The organism is Romboutsia ilealis, assembly GCF_900015215.1.
Classification (GTDB): Bacteria; Bacillota; Clostridia; order Peptostreptococcales; family Peptostreptococcaceae; genus Romboutsia; species Romboutsia ilealis.
In genome coordinates, this window is the sequence record NZ_LN555523.1 from 297,090 (window position 1) to 319,823 (window position 22,734).

Annotated in this window: 12 protein-coding genes and 3 rRNA genes; 13 read left to right on the top strand and 2 right to left on the bottom strand. The window is 32.3% G+C overall.

All coding sequences use genetic code 11. The features are described 5' to 3' along the window. Positions 1-86: 86 nt before the first annotated feature. Positions 87-1,610: a hypothetical protein gene (locus tag CRIB_RS01385; RefSeq protein ID WP_180702782.1), complete on the bottom strand. Its 1,524-nt coding sequence runs from the start codon at positions 1,608-1,610 to the stop codon at positions 87-89. A 400-nt stretch (positions 1,611-2,010) separates the two neighbouring features. Here CRIB_RS01385 and CRIB_RS01390 point away from each other — a divergent pair, with 400 nt between their 5' ends. The 5 genes from CRIB_RS01390 (at position 2,011) to CRIB_RS01410 (ending at position 6,756) form a co-directional block, all read left to right on the top strand. After that, the gene (locus CRIB_RS01390) at positions 2,011-3,306 is read left to right on the top strand and encodes a conjugated bile salt MFS transporter (RefSeq protein WP_180702783.1); all 1,296 of its coding nucleotides are present in this window, start codon (positions 2,011-2,013) and stop codon (positions 3,304-3,306) included. 224 nt (positions 3,307-3,530) lie between these two features. Then, a complete protein-coding gene (locus CRIB_RS01395) occupies positions 3,531-3,719 on the top strand; it encodes a hypothetical protein (protein WP_180702784.1) in 189 nt (62 codons plus the stop codon). Positions 3,720-3,919: 200 nt separating this feature from the next. Continuing rightward, a complete protein-coding gene (locus tag CRIB_RS01400) occupies positions 3,920-4,294 on the top strand; it encodes a VOC family protein (RefSeq protein ID WP_180702785.1) in 375 nt (124 codons plus the stop codon). A 9-nt stretch (positions 4,295-4,303) separates the two neighbouring features. Further along, complete coding sequence (locus tag CRIB_RS01405) at positions 4,304-4,606, top strand: PTS sugar transporter subunit IIBC (RefSeq protein WP_180702786.1); 303 nt, start codon at positions 4,304-4,306, stop codon at positions 4,604-4,606. 209 nt (positions 4,607-4,815) lie between these two features. Continuing rightward, the gene (locus CRIB_RS01410) at positions 4,816-6,756 is read left to right on the top strand and encodes an FUSC family protein (protein WP_180702787.1); all 1,941 of its coding nucleotides are present in this window, start codon (positions 4,816-4,818) and stop codon (positions 6,754-6,756) included. Here the strand turns inward: CRIB_RS01410 and CRIB_RS01415 are convergent. Further along, positions 6,753-7,205: a MarR family winged helix-turn-helix transcriptional regulator gene (locus tag CRIB_RS01415; RefSeq protein ID WP_180702788.1), complete on the bottom strand. Its 453-nt coding sequence runs from the start codon at positions 7,203-7,205 to the stop codon at positions 6,753-6,755. The two genes, CRIB_RS01410 and CRIB_RS01415, sit on opposite strands and share 4 nt — an antisense overlap. Positions 7,206-7,410: 205 nt before the next feature. On the opposite strand from CRIB_RS01415, the gene CRIB_RS01420 reads away from it, so the two are divergent. The 8 genes from CRIB_RS01420 to murJ all read left to right on the top strand — a co-directional run bounded on the left by CRIB_RS01420 (position 7,411) and on the right by murJ (position 22,704). Further along, a complete protein-coding gene (locus tag CRIB_RS01420; RefSeq protein WP_180702789.1) occupies positions 7,411-9,630 on the top strand; it encodes an ABC transporter ATP-binding protein in 2,220 nt (739 codons plus the stop codon). Positions 9,631-9,640: 10 nt separating this feature from the next. Beyond that, positions 9,641-11,470: an ABC transporter ATP-binding protein gene (locus CRIB_RS01425; protein WP_408638564.1), complete on the top strand. Its 1,830-nt coding sequence runs from the start codon at positions 9,641-9,643 to the stop codon at positions 11,468-11,470. 153 nt (positions 11,471-11,623) lie between these two features. Beyond that, positions 11,624-11,905, top strand: a complete 282-nt coding sequence (locus CRIB_RS01430) for a hypothetical protein (RefSeq protein ID WP_180702791.1) — start codon at positions 11,624-11,626, stop codon at positions 11,903-11,905. Positions 11,906-12,270: 365 nt separating this feature from the next. Next, positions 12,271-13,775: ribosomal RNA gene (locus tag CRIB_RS01435) — 16S ribosomal RNA — on the top strand. A 278-nt stretch (positions 13,776-14,053) separates the two neighbouring features. Beyond that, positions 14,054-16,951 (top strand): 23S ribosomal RNA (locus CRIB_RS01440). A gap of 136 nt (positions 16,952-17,087) precedes the next feature. Beyond that, positions 17,088-17,204: ribosomal RNA gene (rrf, locus tag CRIB_RS01445) — 5S ribosomal RNA — on the top strand. Together the 16S, 23S and 5S rRNA genes form the textbook arrangement of a ribosomal RNA operon. A gap of 244 nt (positions 17,205-17,448) precedes the next feature. After that, positions 17,449-20,976, top strand: a complete 3,528-nt coding sequence (gene nifJ / locus CRIB_RS01450) for a pyruvate:ferredoxin (flavodoxin) oxidoreductase (protein WP_180702792.1) — start codon at positions 17,449-17,451, stop codon at positions 20,974-20,976. 165 nt (positions 20,977-21,141) lie between these two features. Continuing rightward, the gene (gene murJ, locus CRIB_RS01455) at positions 21,142-22,704 is read left to right on the top strand and encodes a murein biosynthesis integral membrane protein MurJ (protein ID WP_180702793.1); all 1,563 of its coding nucleotides are present in this window, start codon (positions 21,142-21,144) and stop codon (positions 22,702-22,704) included. The last annotated feature ends 30 nt before the right edge of the window (positions 22,705-22,734 follow it).

Here is a 22,734-nt window from a genome sequence, read left to right on the forward strand (position 1 = left end):
TAGATTAGAGGAGCTAGGTTTTTATTAAAAATAGCTCCTTTTATTCTAATAATAGTATAGATTATATAAAATATTAAATATAAAAATTACTCTATATTTTCACCAAAACTCTCACTTATAAGTCTAGTATAGCTAATAGATCTAGCAATTCTATCTAATATTTCATCTTTATTACTTATAACAATGTCTGTTCTAGCATTCCAAAGCTTGTCAAATAAGTCAGTACACATACCCTTAAACTCATTATCACTAATTATAAAGTAATAATTTTTACCAGATTCAGGATACACCTTTGTGAATTTTAAGTTTCTTGATAGATATAGTGAAGGATTTTCTTTATTTTTAAAATCGTCAACCAGATCACCATCAACAAGTCTTATTTCCACATCATTTGATTCAGTAAGAATTTTTTCAATATATTCTATGTGTCTTTCTCTTTCCTTAAATGTAAGAGTTACTGGAGTATTGAAAAAGTGTAATTTTCCAGATGACATATATTTTCTAAGCTCTGATTCATGAATAAGAACTTTAAGCTTTGATTTATAGGTTACATTGTGAAGGAATAAGTTAATTTTCTTTAGTTCATTAATTATTTTTTGGTTATGACCAAATAATCTTTCTGCAATTTCCATAAATAAATCTGGTGGCATAAAGAATTCATTAATAGAACCAAGAAGACATCTTAAGTCATTATTCATTATATATTGTATATAAGTTTGGTCTTCAATCATTGAAGAAGCTTCTTTTCTATAGAATAAAAGATTTCCTTTATTCTTTAGTGTATATTTTAGATTTGAATAAAATTCTTCAACTAAGCGTCTATCCTTTGAGTTTGTACTAAATAGACATTCACCCTCTTCAAAGAATATATTTGTAGATAAGAACTTATCCTTTATAGCAAAAGCTACAGTATTTGACTTAACCTTACAATTATAAATTTTAAAGTTTAAACATGGATAACTAGCAATTAAATTAATGCCAAGTAATGTATTTATAACATCATCTTCATTATCATCTCCACCAAAGCCTATTAAAAATCTAGCTTTTACATTTGTTTTTTTACTTATTCTATGTAAAATCTCCTTTAAGTCTGACAAAGTTATTTTATCCTTATGGTTTAGATACATTAAGCTTAAAGAAATTAATATTTCTAAAGAGTCTTCTTTGTCTGCCATATTATTTAACTCATTAAAAAATGTATTGTAAATAATGTTAGGTTTTACCATAGAGAAGCTATTATAATATTCTTCAGAATGTGTACTTTTTGGTAAATTTTGAATAGATTTATTATTTAGATTAACGGTGTCAATATAAACTTCTTTTAACATAGTTTCAATGTATTCGCCAATGAACTCTTCATTGCTATCAGCTGGTATTTCAAAGTAATCAATTAAATTAATTAAGCTTGATTCATCTAAAGAATCAAGTATGAAATCTGAAATATTTTTACATATTTCGTTTATTCGCTTTGAACTAGGTAAATATGTAGATAGTATCCATTTATTAATATAAGACACGTCATATCCTATAAATTTAGCTAAGCTACTTTTCTTTTGGTTTGAAATATAGAGTAATTTTTCTATTAAGTTTCCGAACGTTATATTTTTCAACTTTGATGTCCTCCTAAGAGATATATATTTTCTTTGTAGTATCTAATAAGATATATATTATACCATTTTATTATAAAAATTATAATAAGTTAATTAGCACTTTAAGTTGGAATATTAAGAATAATTATAAAAATATATAAATTTAAATTACTTAAAAGGAAAGAAGGAATTCCTTATTTCTCTAAAGTGCTCTATTTTTCTTAAAAATGAATGAATAAAGTATGTTATTATTAATTTAACAAATTGAAAAAGTGTTTTCATAAGAAAAAAGGTAAGAAAATATAAGAAAAAGCAAAAAAAATATAAAAAAATTAAGTAATGAGTAGGAAAAATAGGAAATTAATTTTACTCATAATAGAAAATAATAAATGACATTAAATTAATAGGAGGAGATTTTTTAATGAATGATTCAACAATTAATAAAAATAAAAAAATAACTACAGGATGGTTAATAGTAATAGCTTGTATGCTTGTACAAGCTATACCAAATGGAATAGTAGTAAATACACAAGCATTATATATGTATCCAGTAATGGAAGCGAAAGGATTTACACTATCTCAATTTTCATTAATATTCACAATAGGTACAATAGTTCCAGCGGTAATTGGACCATTTATAGGTAGTATGTATGGTAAATTAAATACAAAAATGTTATATCTAGCAGGAGGTATATTATTATCTGGAGGATTTATGACATTCTCAATAGCAGATAAATTATGGCAATTTTATGCAATTGCAGCTATAGCTCAAATAGGTTCTAGTATAGTATCTGGTATAGGTATACCGATGTTACTAAACTCTTGGTTTGATGAAACTATAAAAGGTAAAGCTATGGGTATGGCATATGCAGGTGGATCTATAGGGAATATATTCTTACAACAATTAGTTACGAGAACTATAAGTTCAAGTGGTTATGCTCACTCATATTTTATATTTGGTTTAATTGGATTAGTAGCAATAATTCCAATAGCATTATTTATGATAAGAATGCCAAAAAATGAAGGTGAAAAAGTTAGAGGTAAAGAGCAAGAAAAAGAAGAAAATACAACTTCAATAGACATATCATATACATTAAAAGAAGCTCAAAAAAATAAATACTTCTGGATAATGGGAATAGGATTATTATTCGTAGGTATATATGTATCTGCTTATTCAATACAATATGCAGCGTATTTCCAAGGTGAATTACAATTATCATCATCTACGATAGCTACAACAGGTTCATTATTTGCGATGGCATCATTATTAGGAAGTATGGTTGGGGGTATATTATTTGATAAATTAGGTGTATTAAAAACTTTATCAATAGCAGCTATAGCAGTAATAGGATCAGGAGTTGCATTATTAATGGCTGGAAGCTCGCCATTGTTTGCACATGCACACTCAGTTTTAAAAGGTATAGCGACGTTTATTTATATGATGGGACCAGCTTATATGGTAGGTTCGTTCTTTGGTAATAAAGAATATGGGCAAATACTTGGTTTAGTTAATTTAAACTTTGCAATAGGATTTTGTAGTGGATCAGCATTATTTGGAGTATTTGCTGAAAACTTTGGATATAATGCAACTTGGATAGGAATACTAGTATGTGTAGTTATAGCATATATATCACTTACAATTGCAGCTAAAGGTATGACCAAGGTAAATAAAGAAAGAACAAAACAATTAGATGAAAACTCAGTTAAAATAGCTTAATATAAAGGCTGTCTATTAATTAGACAGCTTTTTTAATATATAATTTTAGAATCATACAAATGGAAACTTTGATATGACCTATCCATGTAGTTCCTTAAATATCGGATGTGACCGAAGTAAATTTTTATATTTAAAGAAAAGTTATATTTATTAAAATATATATGTTTAAAACAAATTATCGTGGACATAATCCTAATAAAATTTATCGGGGGTATGGTATAAAAATGATAGTATTAAATAGAGAAAGTATTATAAATGGATTAATAGAATTAAAAAAAGAAGAAGACAGAGAAAGTAGGATAATAGTTAATAATATAAAATCAATAATAAGTTTAAATGATATAAGTGATTTAGATAAATTAAATCTTATAAATAATGAATTGGGAAAAATATTATTTGATGAAACTATATAAAAATACTTATCCATAAAATAAATTTATATATTGAGAAATTATGAAAAGAGTTGTTAATAATCGGAATGGGTTTATTAATGATTTATCTATATAAATAGAAATTAAATATATTATAGAATATATTAGACGAACTTAGATTACTTGAATTTACATTTAATTAATGGTAATTTATATTTAAATTAATATTAAGGAGGAGAATTATGAAATTTAAGTTTTGTCACAATAATTTCAATGTATTAAATCTTGAAAAGAGTTTAGAATTTTATACAAAGGCACTTGGATTAGTTGAAACTAAAAGAACAGTAGCAGAAGATGGAAGCTTTATATTAGTGTTCTTAGGTGATGGAGAGAGTACACATAAGTTAGAATTAACTTGGTTAAGAGATTGGGATAGACCTTATAACTTGGGAGATAATGAGTTTCATCTAGCATTTAGAGTAGAAAATTTTGATGGTGCATATAATTTACATAAAGAAATGGGATGTATATGCTATGAAAATAAGGAAATGGGAATATACTTTATATCAGACCCAGATAATTATTGGATAGAAATAGTACCAGAAAATATGAAATAGAGGGAAGTTATGAAGAAAATAATAGTTGTAGTAGCGAATAGTGATTATTGTATAGAATCTTTAAAGAAAGCAGGGGATTCTATGGATGTAGAGATAAAGTTTGAAATTCAATCAGAAGGAAAAATAATAAACGAGCTGTCTATACGTGATATAAAAGAATCAACAGCGGTATTATTTGCTATAGATGGAGAAGTGGAAGACTTAGAAAAGATAGAAAGATTCATAGATTGTGAATACTATGAGGTTGAAGAACAGTTTATAGAAAATGATGCAAAATCAGTATTACAAGAGATATTATCGGATTTAAATTAATTTTAAGTAAGTGAAAAAATAAAACATTTTGTTATTTTAAAAGTACAGAATATACTATTGATTATATTTAAGATTTAAATAATATATCATAGCTATATATATATAAAAGACCTTTAAGGTAGTATAATAACTACCTTAAAGGTCTTTTTTATATATAGTAATATCTTTAGAAAAATAGTGCAAAATATATTTAATAAGGAGGATGTAACGTGATTAAAAAGACCATTATAACTAATACTATTACATTTATGATTGTTATGTTTTTTGTTATTACATTCAAATCAATATTTGGAAATGAAAATACATTGATTGGTGTTACTACAATAACAGCAACGCTTATGTTTTTAGAGCGAGATTTTACAGCGTCACCTTTAAAAAATGTCTTAAAATTTATAGGAGTAAATTTATTGATAGGACTCGGAGCATCACTGATTGTTGCAAGTAATCTATGGCTAGGACTTATAATTAATTTTATAGTAGTATTTATATTTAGTTATATATTTACTTATAACTTAAGACAACCATTGTATGTTCCTTTTGGATTGCAGTATATATTTTTATTATCAACACCTGTATCAACTGACAGATTAGGAATCAGATTATTAGCCTTAATATCTGGAGCGTTGATAATAATGTTAGTCCAATTACTTGTTAATAGAAATAAATTAGATACTCATGGTAACAAGATATTAGTAGGTATATGTGAATCTATCGAGAATAAGGTAGATTGCATTAAAGATAAATCAGACAACTATGATTCTATAAGTAATGTAAGTTCATCTATAGATGAATTTAGAACTATAATATACGATAAGAGAGAGTTAGATTATTATTTGACAAAAGAGGCTAAAATAAAGTTGAATATGTCTGTAGCTCTAGAAGGTATAAATACTGTGTTATATAGTGTAGATAATAAGTTGATAAATCTAAACATACTAGATACTTTAGAAGAATTATTAAAAGTTGCAAAGAAAGTAATTTCTATTAATCCTAAAAAAGATAAAATAATACAACTGAATTCTTACGATATTAAGAAACTTTTAGATTATTGTCAAGAACAGGAAATAAATGATTTGCTTAATTTACAATTATTAGAAGGGATGATTTATTTAGATGATACGCTACAAGAGCTTACTAAACTTGATAAAGAACAATATAATGCAATTAATAAAATAGGAAAAAAAGTAGATGTATCTTCAGATAAAAATATCAAATATCTTTTTAAAACAACTGATTCACCTAAATACTGTTATGCCATGCGTATGGCTATAACTATGACTATAGGATTGTTCTTAATAGAATATTTTAAACTTTCTGAAGGAAGATGGATATTGTTTACTATATTGTCGTTAACTACTCCGTTATATGAAACATCTAAACACAAAATTATATACAGAATAGAAGCCACTTTAATAGGGGCTATAATAATAACTGTACTATTTAGTATATTTAAATCTGAAGATAGTAGACTGCTTATAGTAATGTTAAGTGGTTATTTGCAAGGGTATGTAAATGAGTATAAACATAAAACAATATTTGTAACTATATCAGCAATTGGATCTGCAGCTATTGTTGGTAATATTCAAGCTTTGACAATTGGAAGAATTATAATGGTAGTTATAGGTGCTCTAGTAGCTATAATAGCCAATAAGTATTTATTCCCTTATAATTTAGAGAAATCAAATTATCAAATAAGAAGAATATATGATGTTTCTATAAAAAAAATGTTTAATGAATTATGCAGTTTAGTAGAAGGTAAAAATAATCCTGAAGTTATAAAAAATTTATTTGTTACAACCTCTATTATAGAATCTAAAGCAAGAATCAATGAGCAGATAGATAAAGATAAAAATTATATAAGTATAGTAAATGAAAGAAGATGTCTAGTGAGTAATATTTATGAGTTATATATGTGGATTTATAGAGAAAATATAAATTTACAGGATAGGGATAAAATTATTAATTATATAAAATTATTAATTGAATATAGAGATGATAATAAAACAGATAAAGTAACACTTGTAGAAAAAGGGATAAATGAAAGTAATAATATAAAAACAAAGATTATAATAAGTACTATACTAGTAATACTTGAAGAACTAGAAAGATTAAGTGAACTGGTTAAATTAAGTGAAAAAGCTCAGATTTAAAGATCTGAGCTTATTCCATTTAATACCTCTTTTAAAGTAATAAGAGAATCATTTAATTTATTAAGCTTATCTTGAGATAAAGGTGAAAATTTATTTTTTAATGATGACTCAAATTCTAAAAATTTATTTTCTAAAAATATATTTCCTTTTTCGGTTAAGTTTATATTTATAACTCTTCGGTCTTTTTCATCAGGGATTCTTTCAATCATATCTTCGTCGATAAGTTTATTTAATAACTTAGTCATATTAGGTGTAGATATAAAAAGTTTTTTTGCTACTTCTGATATAGGTTGTTGCCCTTCCTTTTTTAAAACCGCTAATATTTGAAAGTGTGAATGATTTAAATTACCTTTATCAAATTTACAATTATCATGTAAAAGTTTCTTTTTAAATAAAGGAATAATCGTTATAAAGTTTCGAACAATTTGTTCTAATTTAACTTCATCCATTTATTGTTACCTCCATATAATACATATTTGTTATTTAATATCGTTAATTTGTAATACTATATAAAGAATGATATTTATATTATTGACTTTTATTAAAAAAAGTATATACTTAAAAAGTATAATAGTTAAAAAGTATAACTATTATAAAATATAACTATTATAATTATACAACAAATTTTATTGAAATGGAGGTAAAAATTTAAATATGACTAAAGTTTTAAAATACTTAAAGCCATTTACATTATCACTTATATTAGTCATAGGGCTTTTGATAGTACAAGCGACTTGTGATTTATCTTTACCAGACTATACGTCAAATATAGTTAACGTAGGGATACAACAAAATGGTATAAAAAATGCAGTGCCTACCGTTATTAGAGAAAAAGAATTAAATAAACTAATGATTTTTATGGATAACAATCAAAAAGATGAAGTAAATAAAAATTATAAGTTAATAGACAAGGATAATTTAACTAAGGAAGAATATGATAAAGAGGTTAAAAAATATCCAATATTAAAAAGTGAACCGTTATATAAGTTAAATACAAATGATAAAAAAGAAATAGAAAATTTAAATAAAATAATGAGTAAGGCTTTGGTGAAGGTGTCAGGTATTGAAGCTGCAAGCCAACAAGGAAAAATACCAAATCTTCCAACAGGAGTAGATATTTTTTCTGTAATTGAAAAACTACCTCAAGCTCAAATAGATGAGATGACAAAAGAGATAGATAATAAAACAAGTGATTTAGATGAAAATATGCTAACTCAATCATCTATATATGCTGTAAAAAATGAATATGAAGCTATAGGTATAAATATAGAAAAATTACAAAATAATTATATATTTAAATCAGGTGCAGCTATGCTGGGAATAGCACTTATAAGTTTATTAGCAACTATAGTTGTTGGATTTATTGGTTCAAGAGTAGGTGCTGGAATAGGGCGAAGTCTTCGTAAAGATGTATTTAGAAAAGTTGTAAGTTTTTCAAATGTTGAATTTGATAAATTTTCAACTGCATCACTTATAACTCGTAGTACAAATGATATTCAACAAATACAAAACTTTACAGTTATGCTTGTAAGGATGATATTATATGCACCAATACTAGGTATAGGTGGTGTACTAAAAGTTTTAAATACTGATACATCAATGGCGTGGATAATAGGTGTAGCGGTTGTTGCTATACTTTTAGTAATTATAGTTTTATTTAGTTTAGCGATACCTAGATTTAAGAAAGTACAAAAACTAGTAGATAAACTAAACTTAGTAACACGTGAATCACTAGTAGGTATGTTAGTTATAAGAGCTTTTAGTAATCAAAAAGTAGAGGAAAAAAGATTTGATGAAACTAACATAGATTTAAGAAAAACAAATACATTTGTAAACCGTATAATGTCAGTAATGATGCCTACGATGATGTTAATTATGAATATGATAACAATACTAATAGTTTGGGTAGGTTCTCATAATATTGATGCAGGAGTAATGCAGGTTGGAGATATGATGGCATTTATTCAATATTCAATGCAAATAATAATGTCATTCTTAATGTTATCAATGTTATCAGTTATATTACCAAGAGCATCAGTTTCAGCTAGTCGTATAGGTGAAATATTATCAACTGATGTAGCTATAAAAGATTCAAAAGAAACTAGAGAATTTGATGAAGATAAGTATGGAGAAGTAGAATTTAAAAATGTTTCATTTAAATATCCTGATGCGGAAGATGATGTTATAAGCAATATAAGTTTTACAGCTAAGCCTGGTCAAACAACTGCTTTTATAGGAAGTACAGGAAGTGGTAAATCAACTTTAATAAACTTAATACCTCGTTTCTTTGATGTTACAGAAGGTGAAATTTTAGTAAATGGAGTTGATATAAGAAATATTAATCAACATAAACTTAGAGATGAAATTGGATATGTTCCACAAAAGGCAGTTTTATTCTCTGGAACTATAGATAGTAATATAAGATATGGTGCAGAAGGTTCTACAAAAGAAGATATAAGGGAAGCGGCAAGTATTGCTCAAGCTATGGAATTTATAGAGTCAAAACCAGACAAATTTGAGACTGAAATATCTCAAGGTGGTACAAATGTATCTGGTGGACAAAAACAAAGACTTTCAATAGCTCGTGCTTTAGCTAAAAAACCTAAGATATTTATATTTGATGATAGTTTCTCAGCACTAGATTTAAAAACTGATGCAAAACTTAGAAAAGAATTAAAATCAAAAACTAAAGATGCAACAGTTTTAATAGTGGCTCAAAGAATAAGTACAATACTTCATGCTGACCAAATAGTTGTACTTGATGAAGGTAAAGTTGTAGGAATAGGAACTCACAATGAGCTTATGAAAAACTGTGAAGTTTATAAGCAAATAGCACTATCTCAACTTTCAAAGGAGGAGCTAGATAATGAGTAATAAAAAAGGAATGAAAAGACCTGGCGGCATGGGCGGAGGTCATATGAAAATGGGTCAAGAAAAGGCTAAAGACTTTAAAGGTACGATGAAAAAACTAATAAGCTATTTAAGCCCATATAAATTAGCTATATTATTGGTTATAGTTTTTGCTATAGGAAGTTCTGTATTTAATATAGTTGGTCCTAAAATATTAGGAAATGCAACAACTAAAATATTTGAAGGTCTAGTTAGTAAGGTAAGTAATAGTGGTGGAGGTATAGATTTTGATGCTATATTTAGAACTTTAACTATACTTGCAAGTTTATATATTATAAGTTCGATATTCTCTTTTATTCAAACTTTTATAACATCAGATATATCCCAAAAGGTATCTTATAATTTAAGAAAATCTATATCTGAAAAAATTAACAAATTACCTCTTAACTATTATGATAGAAAGACTAATGGAGAAGTTTTATCGAGAGTAACGAATGACATAGATGCAATAAGTCAAAACTTAAACCAAATATTATCACAAATGATAACAGCATCAACTACTCTTATTGGGGTTTTAATAATGATGTTATCGATAAGTGTTACAATGACGTTAGTTAGTTTAATTGTAATACCTTTATCTTTAGTGATGATTATGTTCGTTGTAAAAAAATCTCAAAAGCACTTTAGAGCGCAACAAGAGTACTTAGGACATACTAATGGACATATAGAAGAAATGTATAGTGGTCATAATATAATGAAAGCATTCAATGGTGAAGAAAAAGCTATTGAAGAGTTTGATAAATTAAGTGATACGTTATATAACTCAGCCTGGAAATCACAATTCTTATCAGGAATGATGATGCCGATAATGACATTTATAGGTAACTTAGGATATGTAATAGTAGCTATAATGGGTGGATTCTTAGCTATAAGAAATAAAATTCAAGTTGGGGATATACTTGCATTTATTCAATACGTAAGATCATTTATGCAACCTATAGCTCAAACTGCTCAAATAGCTAATGTAATGCAACAAACAGCAGCTGCAGCAGAAAGAGTGTTTGAATTCTTAGAAGAAGATGAAGTTGTAGAAGATGTTGAAAATCCAATATCAACTGAAGGGATAAAAGGTGCAGTAGAATTTGAAAATGTTAAATTTGGATACAATGAAGAGAAGATAATCATAAAAGATTTTTCTATAAATATAAAGCCAGGTCAAAAGGTAGCGATAGTTGGGCCTACTGGTGCCGGTAAAACTACAATTGTAAAATTACTTATGAGATTTTACGAATTAAATGGAGGTAAAATACTAATAGATGGCCATGACTATAGAGATTTTACCAGAAATGATTTAAGAAAAGTATTTGGTATGGTTTTACAAGATACTTGGTTATTTAATGGTAGCATAATGGAAAATATACGTTATGGTCGTCTTGATGCAAGTGATGAAGAAGTAATCGAAGCTGCTAAGTTAGCTCATGCGCATCATTTTATAAAGACACTAGCTGATGGATATAATATGGAGATAAATGAAGAAGCAGATAATATATCACAAGGTCAAAAACAATTATTAACAATAGCTAGGGCTATACTTTCAGATCCTAAAATATTGATATTAGATGAAGCAACAAGTTCTGTAGATACTCGTACAGAGGTATTGATACAACAAGCTATGGAAAATCTTATGGAAGGTAGAACTAGTTTCATAATAGCTCATAGACTATCTACAATAAAAAATGCAGATGTAATATTAGTAATGAAAGATGGAGATATAGTTGAACAAGGAAATCATGAAGAATTATTAAAATCAAAAGGATTCTATAGTGAACTATATAACAGTCAATTTGAAGAAGAAGTATGTTAGATGATGAAACCGCACTAATCTTATAGATTAGTGTGGTTTTACTTTTTATTAAAGATAATAGTTCTACATATAATAAAAGGATAAAATTTACCATAATAAAAAAATCCTAATATGGGAAACTTAAGTATAAATATTCGTTGAGGAGGTAAAGCTATGGATAATATGAGAGAAATGAGAAATAAAGTTCAAGATGGAAAATATAACTTAACTTTAGAAATAGCAGATGGTGCTTATTTTGGAACATATGATGATGTAGATGTTAAGTCTGGAGAAGACTTAGTTCGAAATTACTTAAGAAGTAACTCTGATGATGCAAATTTTAATGATATAAAAATAAAATATAATAAAAATAGACATACTGTAAAGGTTACAGCGGAATTAAATTATGATAATAATGTGCACAGTGATTATCATAATAGAGGGAAGTTAATGTAATTTTAGAATTTAAATAATTATTATAAAGGACAAGTAAAAATATTAATCTGAATTTTTTAAAAAAAGTATTGACTACTTAAATTTAAGATGGTATAGTTATACTTGTCCTTAAGGAAAGGGCAAAAAAATAACAACAACTTAAAAAATAAGTTGACAAAGATAAATAACTTTGATAAACTTAAGAAGTTGTAAAAATGAACTTTGAAAATTAAACAGTAGGTTAATTTATAGAATTGAAACTAAACAAACCAAGCCAGATATTCAGATAATGATTAGTCTGAGCAGGTAATCAAATTTATTTGAGCAACGGATGTATCTGAAGTGGTAGCGAAGATATAACGTTGGCGATATAAATTCGAAGAATTTATTTTGAGAGTTTGATCCTGGCTCAGGATGAACGCTGGCGGCGTGCCTAACACATGCAAGTCGAGCGATTTACTTCAGTAAAGAGCGGCGGACGGGTGAGTAACGCGTGGGTAACCTGCCCTGTACACACGGATAACATACCGAAAGGTATGCTAATACGAGATGAAATACTTTTGTCGCATGGTAGAAGTATCAAAGCTTTTGCGGTACAGGATGGACCCGCGTCTGATTAGCTAGTTGGTAAGGTAACGGCTTACCAAGGCGACGATCAGTAGCCGACCTGAGAGGGTGATCGGCCACATTGGAACTGAGACACGGTCCAAACTCCTACGGGAGGCAGCAGTGGGGAATATTGCACAATGGGCGAAAGCCTGATGCAGCAACGCCGCGTGAGCGATGAAGGCCTTCGGGTCGTAAAGCTCTGTCCTCAAGGAAGATAATGACGGTACTTGAGGAGGAAGCCCCGGCTAACTACGTGCCAGCAGCCGCGGTAATACGTAGGGGGCTAGCGTTATCCGGAATTACTGGGCGTAAAGGGTGCGTAGGTGGTTTCTTAAGTCAGAGGTGAAAGGCTACGGCTCAACCGTAGTAAGCCTTTGAAACTGGGGAACTTGAGTGCAGGAGAGGAGAGTGGAATTCCTAGTGTAGCGGTGAAATGCGTAGATATTAGGAGGAACACCAGTTGCGAAGGCGGCTCTCTGGACTGTAACTGACACTGAGGCACGAAAGCGTGGGGAGCAAACAGGATTAGATACCCTGGTAGTCCACGCCGTAAACGATGAGTACTAGCTGTCGGAGGTTACCCCCTTCGGTGGCGCAGCTAACGCATTAAGTACTCCGCCTGGGAAGTACGCTCGCAAGAGTGAAACTCAAAGGAATTGACGGGGACCCGCACAAGTAGCGGAGCATGTGGTTTAATTCGAAGCAACGCGAAGAACCTTACCTAAGCTTGACATCCTTTTGACCGATGCCTAATCGCATCTTTCCCTTCGGGGACAGAAGTGACAGGTGGTGCATGGTTGTCGTCAGCTCGTGTCGTGAGATGTTGGGTTAAGTCCCGCAACGAGCGCAACCCTTGCCTTTAGTTGCCAGCATTAAGTTGGGCACTCTAGAGGGACTGCCAGGGATAACCTGGAGGAAGGTGGGGATGACGTCAAATCATCATGCCCCTTATGCTTAGGGCTACACACGTGCTACAATGGGTGGTACAGAGGGCAGCCAAGTCGTGAGGCGGAGCTAATCCCTTAAAGCCATTCTCAGTTCGGATTGTAGGCTGAAACTCGCCTACATGAAGCTGGAGTTACTAGTAATCGCAGATCAGAATGCTGCGGTGAATGCGTTCCCGGGTCTTGTACACACCGCCCGTCACACCACGGAAGTTGGGGGCGCCCGAAGCCACTTAGCTAACCCTTTTGGGAAGCGAGTGTCGAAGGTGAAATCAATAACTGGGGTGAAGTCGTAACAAGGTAGCCGTATCGGAAGGTGCGGCTGGATCACCTCCTTTCTAAGGAGAATTACCTACTGTTTAATTTTGAGGGTTTATTAAAAACTTTCATAAAGAGGGCGAAGCCCAAAATAAGTACTTTGAGCACCTAGGCACGAACGAATGTGAGTGGAAGGTAGCGAAGTGCGTTAGCACTTTGAAAACTGCATAACATTTAGTGATATGACATCATTTTAAACATATATAGACAAGAAAAGTCTTTTAAATTACACTTTTAAGCACTGGAATAAACTGAGTGAATACGAAGTTTGTTCAGTAGCGATAACTTTTTAATAACTGGTCAAGTTATTAAGGGTGCAGGGCGGATGCCTTGGCACTAGGAGCCGATGAAGGACGTGATAAGCTGCGATAAGCTTCGGGGAGTTGCACGTAAACTTTGATCCGAAGATTTCCGAATGAGGAAACTCACTTAGAGTAATGTCTAAGTATCGTTAAGTGAATACATAGCTTAGCGAGGGGAACCCGGGGAACTGAAACATCTAAGTACCCGGAGGAAGAGAAAGAAATTCGATTCCGTAAGTAGCGGCGAGCGAAAGCGGAACAGGCCAAACCAATGAAGTTTACTTCGTTGGGGTTGCGGACATACAACATGGATGCAATATCGTAAATGAAGAGAGTTGGAAAGCTCCGCCATAGAAGGTAATAGCCCTGTAGTTGAAACGAGAAAGCTACTAGTATGATCCAGAGTACCACGGGACACGTGAAACCCTGTGGGAAGCAGGAGGGACCATCCTCCAAGCCTAAATACTACCTAGTGACCGATAGCGCATAGTACCGTGAGGGAAAGGTGAAAAGAACCCCGGGAGGGGAGTGAAATAGAACCTGAAACCCTGCACTTACAAGCTGTGGGAGCACATTACTTGTGTGACCGCGTACTTTTTGTAGAACGGGCCAACGAGTTACGTTAAGTAGCAAGGTTAAGCACTTAAGGTGTGGAGCCGTAGCGAAAGCGAGTCTTAAATGGGCGATTAAGTTACTTGGCGTAGACCCGAAACCGGGCGACCTATCCATGAGCAGGTTGAAGCGAAAGTAAAATTTCGTGGAGGACCGAACCCACGAGCGTTGAAAAGCTCGGGGATGACTTGTGGATAGCGGTGAAATTCCAATCGAGCCCGGAGATAGCTGGTTCTCCCCGAAATAGCTTTAGGGCTAGCCTCAAGCGTAGAGAAACGGAGGTAGAGCACTGAATGTCCTAGGGGGTATTGCACTTACCGAAGACTATCAAACTCCGAATGCCGTTTTCTTTTACTTGGGAGTCAGACTGTGGGTGATAAGATTCATAGTCAAAAGGGCAACAGCCCAGATCGTCAGCTAAGGTCCCTAAATGTACGTTAAGTGGTAAAGGATGTGGGATTGCACAGACAACCAGGATGTTGGCTTAGAAGCAGCCACTCATTTAAAGAGTGCGTAATAGCTCACTGGTCGAGTGATCCTGCGCCGAAAATTTCCGGGGCTAAAACGTACTACCGAAGCTACGGCATCAATTATGATGGGTAGGGGAGCTTCGTATGCAGGCTGAAGCATGACCGTAAGGACATGTGGACAGTATACGAGTGAGAATGTTGGCATGAGTAGCGAGACGTGGGTGAGAATCCCACGGGCCGTAAACCCAAGGTTTCCAGGGGAAGGTTCGTCCGCCCTGGGTTAGTCGGGACCTAAGCCGAGGCCGAAAGGCGTAGGTGATGGACAACAGGTTGATATTCCTGTACCGCCAATAAGCGTTTGAGAGATGGAGTGACACAGTAGGATAAGCTAACCGTACTGTTGGTTATGTACGGCTAAGCATTGAGGCAGTCTAAATAGGCAAATCCGTTTAGACAATGCTAGGATGTGATGGGGAAGCCCTTCGGGGCGAAGTAGCTGATTTCACACTGTCAAGAAAAGCTTCTATCGAGTTTAAAGGCGCCCGTACCGTAAACCGACACAGGTGGGTGAGGAGAGTATCCTAAGGCCAGCGAGAGAACTATTGTTAAGGAACTCGGCAAAATGACCCCGTAACTTAGGGAGAAGGGGTGCCTGTCTATGACAGGCCGCAGAGAATAGGCCCAAGCGACTGTTTACCAAAAACACAGGTTTCTGCTAAGTCGCAAGACGATGTATAGGAGCTGACGCCTGCCCGGTGCTGGAAGGTTAAGGGGATCTGTTAGAGCAATCGAAGCAGTGAACTTAAGCCCCAGTAAACGGCGGCCGTAACTATAACGGTCCTAAGGTAGCGAAATTCCTTGTCGGGTAAGTTCCGACCCGCACGAAAGGCGTAACGATTTGGGCACTGTCTCAACAATAGACTCGGTGAAATTGTAATCCCGGTGAAGATGCCGGGTACCTGCGACAGGACGGAAAGACCCCATGGAGCTTTACTGTAGCTTGACGTTGGGTCTTGGTACTACATGTACAGGATAGGTGGGAGACTAAGAAGCATGGACGCCAGTCTGTGTGGAGTCACCCTTGGGATACCACCCTTGTAGTACTGGGATCCTAACCATAGGCCTTGAATCAGGTCTTGGAACACCGTCAGGTGGGCAGTTTGACTGGGGCGGTCGCCTCCTAAAAAGTAACGGAGGCGCTCAAAGGTTTCCTCAGCACGGTCGGAAATCGTGCGAAGAGTGTAAAGGCAAAAGGAAGCTTGATTGCAAGACATACAGGTCGAGCAAGGACGAAAGTCGGACTTAGTGATCCGGTGGTACCGCATGGAAGGGCCATCGCTCAACGGATAAAAGCTACCCTGGGGATAACAGGCTTATCTCCCCCAAGAGTCCACATCGACGGGGAGGTTTGGCACCTCGATGTCGGCTCATCACATCCTGGGGCTGTAGTAGGTCCCAAGGGTTGGGCTGTTCGCCCATTAAAGTGGTACGCGAGCTGGGTTCAGAACGTCGTGAGACAGTTCGGTCCCTATCCGTCGCAGGCGTAGGAAATTTGAGAAGACCTGTCCTTAGTACGAGAGGACCGGGATGGACGTACCTCTGGTGTACCAGTTGTTCTGCCAAGGGCATGGCTGGGTAGCTATGTACGGAATGGATAAGCGCTGAAAGCATCTAAGCGCGAAGCCAACTTCAAGATAAGATTTCCCACCGTAAGGGTAAGACCCCAGGAAGACTACCTGGTTGATAGGTCGAAGGTGTAAGTGCAGTAATGTATTTAGCTTATCGATACTAATAGGTCGAGGACTTGACCAAAATAAACCTAAAGGTTTATATCGCCAACCAAATTATTATTAAAATATTAATAAGGAAGATTTCGGTTGCTAAAATAAAATGATTAATATGTAAATGATATGCAGTTTTCAGAGTATTAACTCTAAATTAAAGATTATGTGGTTATTATAGCAAAGAGGATACACCTGTTCCCATACCGAACACAGAAGTTAAGCTCTTTAGCGGCGATGGTACTTGGTGGGCGACCGCCTGGGAGAGTAGCACGTAGCCACGTAATCTTTTTTTGTTTCTAAATTAAATTCATTTCTTTAAAAATCTACTTTAATTCTAATTATAAATTCTAAAATATAGTTATAAATCCATTTAATAATGCCATCAATTTAAAGTTCATAATCTAGTATAGAAATTTAAGAAAATACGATTATTATATTAAATTTATGCTAAAAATAATAATTATAAAGCAATATGTTAATACTAAAAATGATATATTGAAAAGAATACATAAAAGGAGAGAGATTATGGCAAAGGTAATCAAAACTATGGATGGTAATACAGCTGCAGCGTATGTAGCTTATGCATATACTGATGTAGCAGCTATATTCCCAATAACTCCATCTTCTACTATGGCAGAAGTGGTGGATGAATGGTCTGCACAAGGAGTAAAAAATATATTTAATCAAAAAGTAAGTGTAGTAGAATTACAATCTGAAGCAGGAGCAGCAGGAGCATTCCATGGTTCGCTTCAAGCAGGAGCTCTTACTACTACTTTTACTGCATCGCAAGGTTTACTTTTAATGATACCTAATATGTATAAGGTATCTGGGGAATTACTTCCTGGAGTATTCCATGTCAGTGCTCGTGCATTAGCATCTCAAGCACTTTCAATATTTGGTGATCATCAAGATGTTATGGCAGCACGTCAAACAGGATGTGTACTTTTAGCATCAGGTTCTGTTCAAGAGGTAGCAGACTTAGCACCAGTAGCTCATTTATCAGCTATAAAAGGAAGATTACCATTTATACATTTCTTTGATGGATTTAGAACATCTCACGAAATACAAAAAATAGAGCTTTTAGATTATAAGGACTATGAATCATTAATCGATAAACAAGCAGTAAAGGCATTTAGAGAAAGAGCATTATTACCTGAACATCCTGTAACTCGTGGTACTGCTCAAAATCCAGATATATATTTCCAAACAAGAGAAGCTGGAAATAAGTTCTATGATCAGATAATTCCTATAGTGGAAGGTTACATGAATGAAGTAAGTAAATTAACAGGTAGAAGCTATGGTTTATTTGATTATTATGGTGCGCCAGATGCTACAAATATATTAATTGCTATGGGATCTGTAACTGAAACTATAGAAGAAACTATAGATGAATTAAATTCTAAAGGAGATAAATTAGGTTTAGTAAAAGTTCACTTATACAGACCATTCTCAGCAAAACATTTACTAAATGTTATACCTAAGACTGTAGAAAAAATATGTGTATTAGATAGAACAAAAGAGCCAGGTTCTATAGGAGAGCCACTTTATTTAGATGTACGCTCTGCATTTTATGGTGAAACAAATGCACCTATGATAATAGGTGGAAGATACGGGCTAGGATCAAAAGATGTAGCACCATCAAGTATAAAGGCAATATTTGATAATCTAGCAAGTGTTAACCCTAAAAATCAATTTACTGTAGGTATAGATGATGATGTAACAAATACATCTTTACCAATAGATGAAAGCTTTAAGTTAGAATATAAAGATACTATAAACTGTAAATTCTGGGGATTAGGATCAGATGGTACAGTAGGAGCTAATAAACAAGCTATAAAAATAATAGGAGATAATACAAAGAAGTATGTACAAGCATATTTTGCATATGACTCTAAAAAGTCTGGTGGTATAACAATGTCTCACTTAAGATTTGGAGATTCTCCAATAAGATCAACATATCTAATTGATAACGCAGATTATATAGCTTGTCACAATCAATCTTATGTAAATCAATATGATTTATTAAAAGGGCTTAAAAAAGGTGGGACTTTTGTATTAAATACTATATGGAATGAATCGGAATTAGAAACTCATTTACCAGCAAAAATGAAAAACTATTTAGCTAAAAATGAAATAAAATTCTATACAGTAAATGCAACTAATATAGCTCAAGAGATAGGGCTTGGAAATAGAATAAATATGATAATGCAATCTGCATTTTTTAAATTAGCTAATATAATACCTGAAGATGAGGCTACTCAATACTTAAAAGATTCTATAAGTAAAGCTTATGGCAAAAAAGGTGAAAAGGTTGTTAATATGAACTATGAAGCAGTTGAACAAGGTAAAAATGCTTTAGTTCAAATAAATATACCTGCATCTTGGGCTACAGCTACAGATGAAATCAAGAGTGTTCAAGAGCCTGAATTTATAACAAATATATTAAGACCAATTAATGCACAAGAGGGAGATAGTTTACCGGTAAGTGCATTTAATGGTATAGAAGATGGTACATTCCCTCAAGGAACAGCTGCTTATGAAAAACGTGGTATAGCTGTAAATGTCCCAGAATGGATATTAGAGAACTGTATTCAATGTAATCAATGTTCATATATATGTCCTCACGCAACTATAAGACCATTCCTTCTAAATGAAGAAGAATTACAAAATGCGCCAGAAGGATTTAATACTAAGAAGGCTGTAGGTAAGGCATTTGATGGTTTACAATATAGAATTCAAGTAGATACTATGGACTGTACAGGATGTGGAAACTGTGCTGATGTATGTCCAGCTAAAGAAAAAGCATTAGTAATGAAACCTCTTGAAAGCCAAACTGAGAAAGAGATACCAAATTGGGATTATGCAGTATCTAGTGTATCAGATAAAGGTCACTTAGTAGAAGGAAAAACGGTTAAAGATTCTCAGTTTAAGATGCCGTTACATGAATTTTCAGGAGCATGTGCTGGATGTGGTGAGCCTGCGTATGTTAAATTAGTTACTCAATTATATGGAGATAGAATGATGATAGCTAATGCTACGGGATGTTCATCTATATGGGGTGGATCAGCTCCTACGACTCCATATACTATAAACCATGAAGGAAAAGGTCCTGCTTGGGCAAACTCATTATTTGAAGATAATGCAGAGTTTGGATATGGTATGTATTTAGGTATTAAACAAATAAGAAATAAAATAAAAGATGATATGCAAGAATTAATATCTATGCCAGAGGCTTCTTCTTATAAAGATGTATTTGAAAATTGGATAGCAAATATGTACAATGGAGAAGCATCTAAAGAAGCAAGTAAGAAAGTATTAGAAGTTTTAGAGAATTGTAAATGTAGCGGAAAAGCAGAAGAGTTACTTGATTCAATAAGATGTAAAAAAGATTACCTAGTTAAAAAATCTCAATGGATACTAGGTGGAGACGGTTGGGCATATGATATAGGATATGGAGGACTAGACCACGTTCTTGCATCTGGTGAGGATATAAATGTATTAGTATTTGATACAGAGATATATTCTAATACAGGAGGACAAGCATCAAAATCTACTCCTGTAGCCGCAATGGCAAAATTCGCAGCAGCAGGAAAAAGATCTAAGAAAAAGGATCTAGGTATGATGGCTATGAGCTATGGAAATGTATATGTTGCTCAAGTTGGTATGGGAGCAGATAAGAATCAGGTATTGAAGGCTATAAGAGAAGCTGAAGAATACGATGGACCATCATTAATAATAGCTTATGCACCATGTATATCTCATGGATTAAAAGAAGGTATGGGAAGAAGTAGTGCTAATCAAGCTCAAGCGGTTGCTTGTGGATACTGGCATTTATATAGATATAACCCTGTATTAAAAGAGCAAGGCAAGAATCCATTTATTTTAGATTCTAAGGAGCCAACAGAAAACTTTAGAGATTTCTTAATGGCACAAGTAAGATACTCTGCTATAGCTAAGCAGTTCCCAGATGTTGCAGAAGAATTATTTAATTTAGCTGAGAAATATTCTAAAGAAAGATATGAAAATTATAAGAGATTAGCAAATCAAAACTAAATTATTAAGCGTATATCTATTTAGATATACGCTTTTATCATATTTTAGGATATTTTTACATATTATTTAAATTTATGTTATAATTGTCTAAATCAATCTATTAATACATCTATTAAGAGATAATATTAAAAAGTATTGTTCAAATATCAGAAAAGAGGAATGGTTATGTCAAAAAAAACTAAAACAACTGCGATAGTGTTAATGTTCATAATATTAATATCTAAGACAACAGGTTTTTTTAGAGATATAATATTAGCCAAAACATTTGGTGCTGGTAAAATAACTGATGCATATTTGACTGCTCTTAATATACCTGTGGTTTTATTTGATGGCATAAGTGCAGCTTTAGGTACAACATTTATACCGATATATTTCAAGATTAAATCCAGTAAAGGACAAGATGAAGTAAATAAGTTTACAAGCAATATTCTTAATATAGTTATAGTCATAAGTCTTGTATTCGTATCATTAGGCATAATATTTGCACCATATATAGTAAAAATATTTGCGGTTGGATTTAAGGGTGATGTTTTTGATTTAACAGTGAATTACTCTAAAATATTAATATTCTCAATAATATTTATAGCTATAAATGGGTTAATATCATCATATTTAGTAGCATCAGGTAATGTATATATTTCTGGAGCTATAACTATACCATTTAATATATTAGTTATAATAGCTATTATTTTCGCATCAATGACAGAATCTTATACCATGGTTTATGGAACTTTAATTGCATATATAGCTCAATTATTATTTCAATTACCGTTACTAATAAAAAAGGGGTATAAACATAGATTAATTGTAAATATAAAGGATGAAAATATAAGACAAATACTATTTTTAATTATACCAGTATTTTTAGGTTCTTATATTAATCAAATAAATGCAGTAGTAAATAGGACTTTATCATCAACGTTAGATAGCGGTAGCATAACCGCATTAAATTATGCTAATAAATTAAATATGTTTGCAGTAGGAGTTATAGCTGTAGCTATATCTACAATAATGTATCCAATACTTTCCAAGCTAGCTAGTGAAGGAAATAAGAAATTATTTAAAATAAACCTTTCAAAGTCTATAAATATGATAATAATAATAATGTTACCTATAATGGTGATAATGACAACATTTTCAACTGAAATAGTAAAAGTTCTTTTTGAAGAGGGAGCTTTTAACTCACATGATACATATTTGACATCAACAGCATTATTTTTCTATTCCACAGGAATACTAGCCTATGGATTGAAAGAATTATTATCAAAGTCATTTTACTCGTTACAAGATACAAAAACTCCTGTTAGAAATGCAACTATATCAGTAGTTATAAATATTGTTTTTTCTATAATTTTAGTAGATACAATGGGGATAGGAGGACTAGCACTATCGAGTTCTATATCAGCTACAGTAACTACTGTACTTTTATTAATATCTTTAAGGAAAAAAATAGGTAAAATAGGTTTTAGTTATATACTAAAAATATTTATTAAGGTAACTATAGCATCTATTATAATGTATATAATTATGAAAGTTACTTATAGTTTAATATTTATTTATGGAAGTAGATTTGATTTAGAGTCTAGAAAATTTATAGCATTTAATTGTGTTGTATCTGTAATATTAGGAATGATTACATACTTAATTTTAGTATTAATATTAAAAGTAAAAGAAGTAAAAGAGATATTTGATACAATACTGTTTAAGTTAAAGAGTTATTTAATATAAAGAATAAATTATAAAAAATATATATAGGGG

Excerpts from the sequence above, each read along its gene's own strand:
- CRIB_RS01405 (WP_180702786.1), top strand. The coding sequence starts at position 4,304 with ATGAAGAAAATAATAGTTGTAGTAGCGAATAGTGATTATTGTATAGAA.
- nifJ (WP_180702792.1), top strand. The coding sequence starts at position 17,449 with ATGGCAAAGGTAATCAAAACTATGGATGGTAATACAGCTGCAGCGTAT.
- CRIB_RS01415 (WP_180702788.1), bottom strand. The coding sequence starts at position 7,205 with ATGGATGAAGTTAAATTAGAACAAATTGTTCGAAACTTTATAACGATT.
- CRIB_RS01390 (WP_180702783.1), top strand. The coding sequence starts at position 2,011 with ATGAATGATTCAACAATTAATAAAAATAAAAAAATAACTACAGGATGG.
- CRIB_RS01425 (WP_408638564.1), top strand. The coding sequence starts at position 9,641 with ATGAAAAGACCTGGCGGCATGGGCGGAGGTCATATGAAAATGGGTCAA.
- CRIB_RS01395 (WP_180702784.1), top strand. The coding sequence starts at position 3,531 with ATGATAGTATTAAATAGAGAAAGTATTATAAATGGATTAATAGAATTA.
- murJ (WP_180702793.1), top strand. The coding sequence starts at position 21,142 with ATGTCAAAAAAAACTAAAACAACTGCGATAGTGTTAATGTTCATAATA.
- CRIB_RS01430 (WP_180702791.1), top strand. The coding sequence starts at position 11,624 with ATGGATAATATGAGAGAAATGAGAAATAAAGTTCAAGATGGAAAATAT.
- CRIB_RS01420 (WP_180702789.1), top strand. The coding sequence starts at position 7,411 with ATGACTAAAGTTTTAAAATACTTAAAGCCATTTACATTATCACTTATA.
- CRIB_RS01400 (WP_180702785.1), top strand. The coding sequence starts at position 3,920 with ATGAAATTTAAGTTTTGTCACAATAATTTCAATGTATTAAATCTTGAA.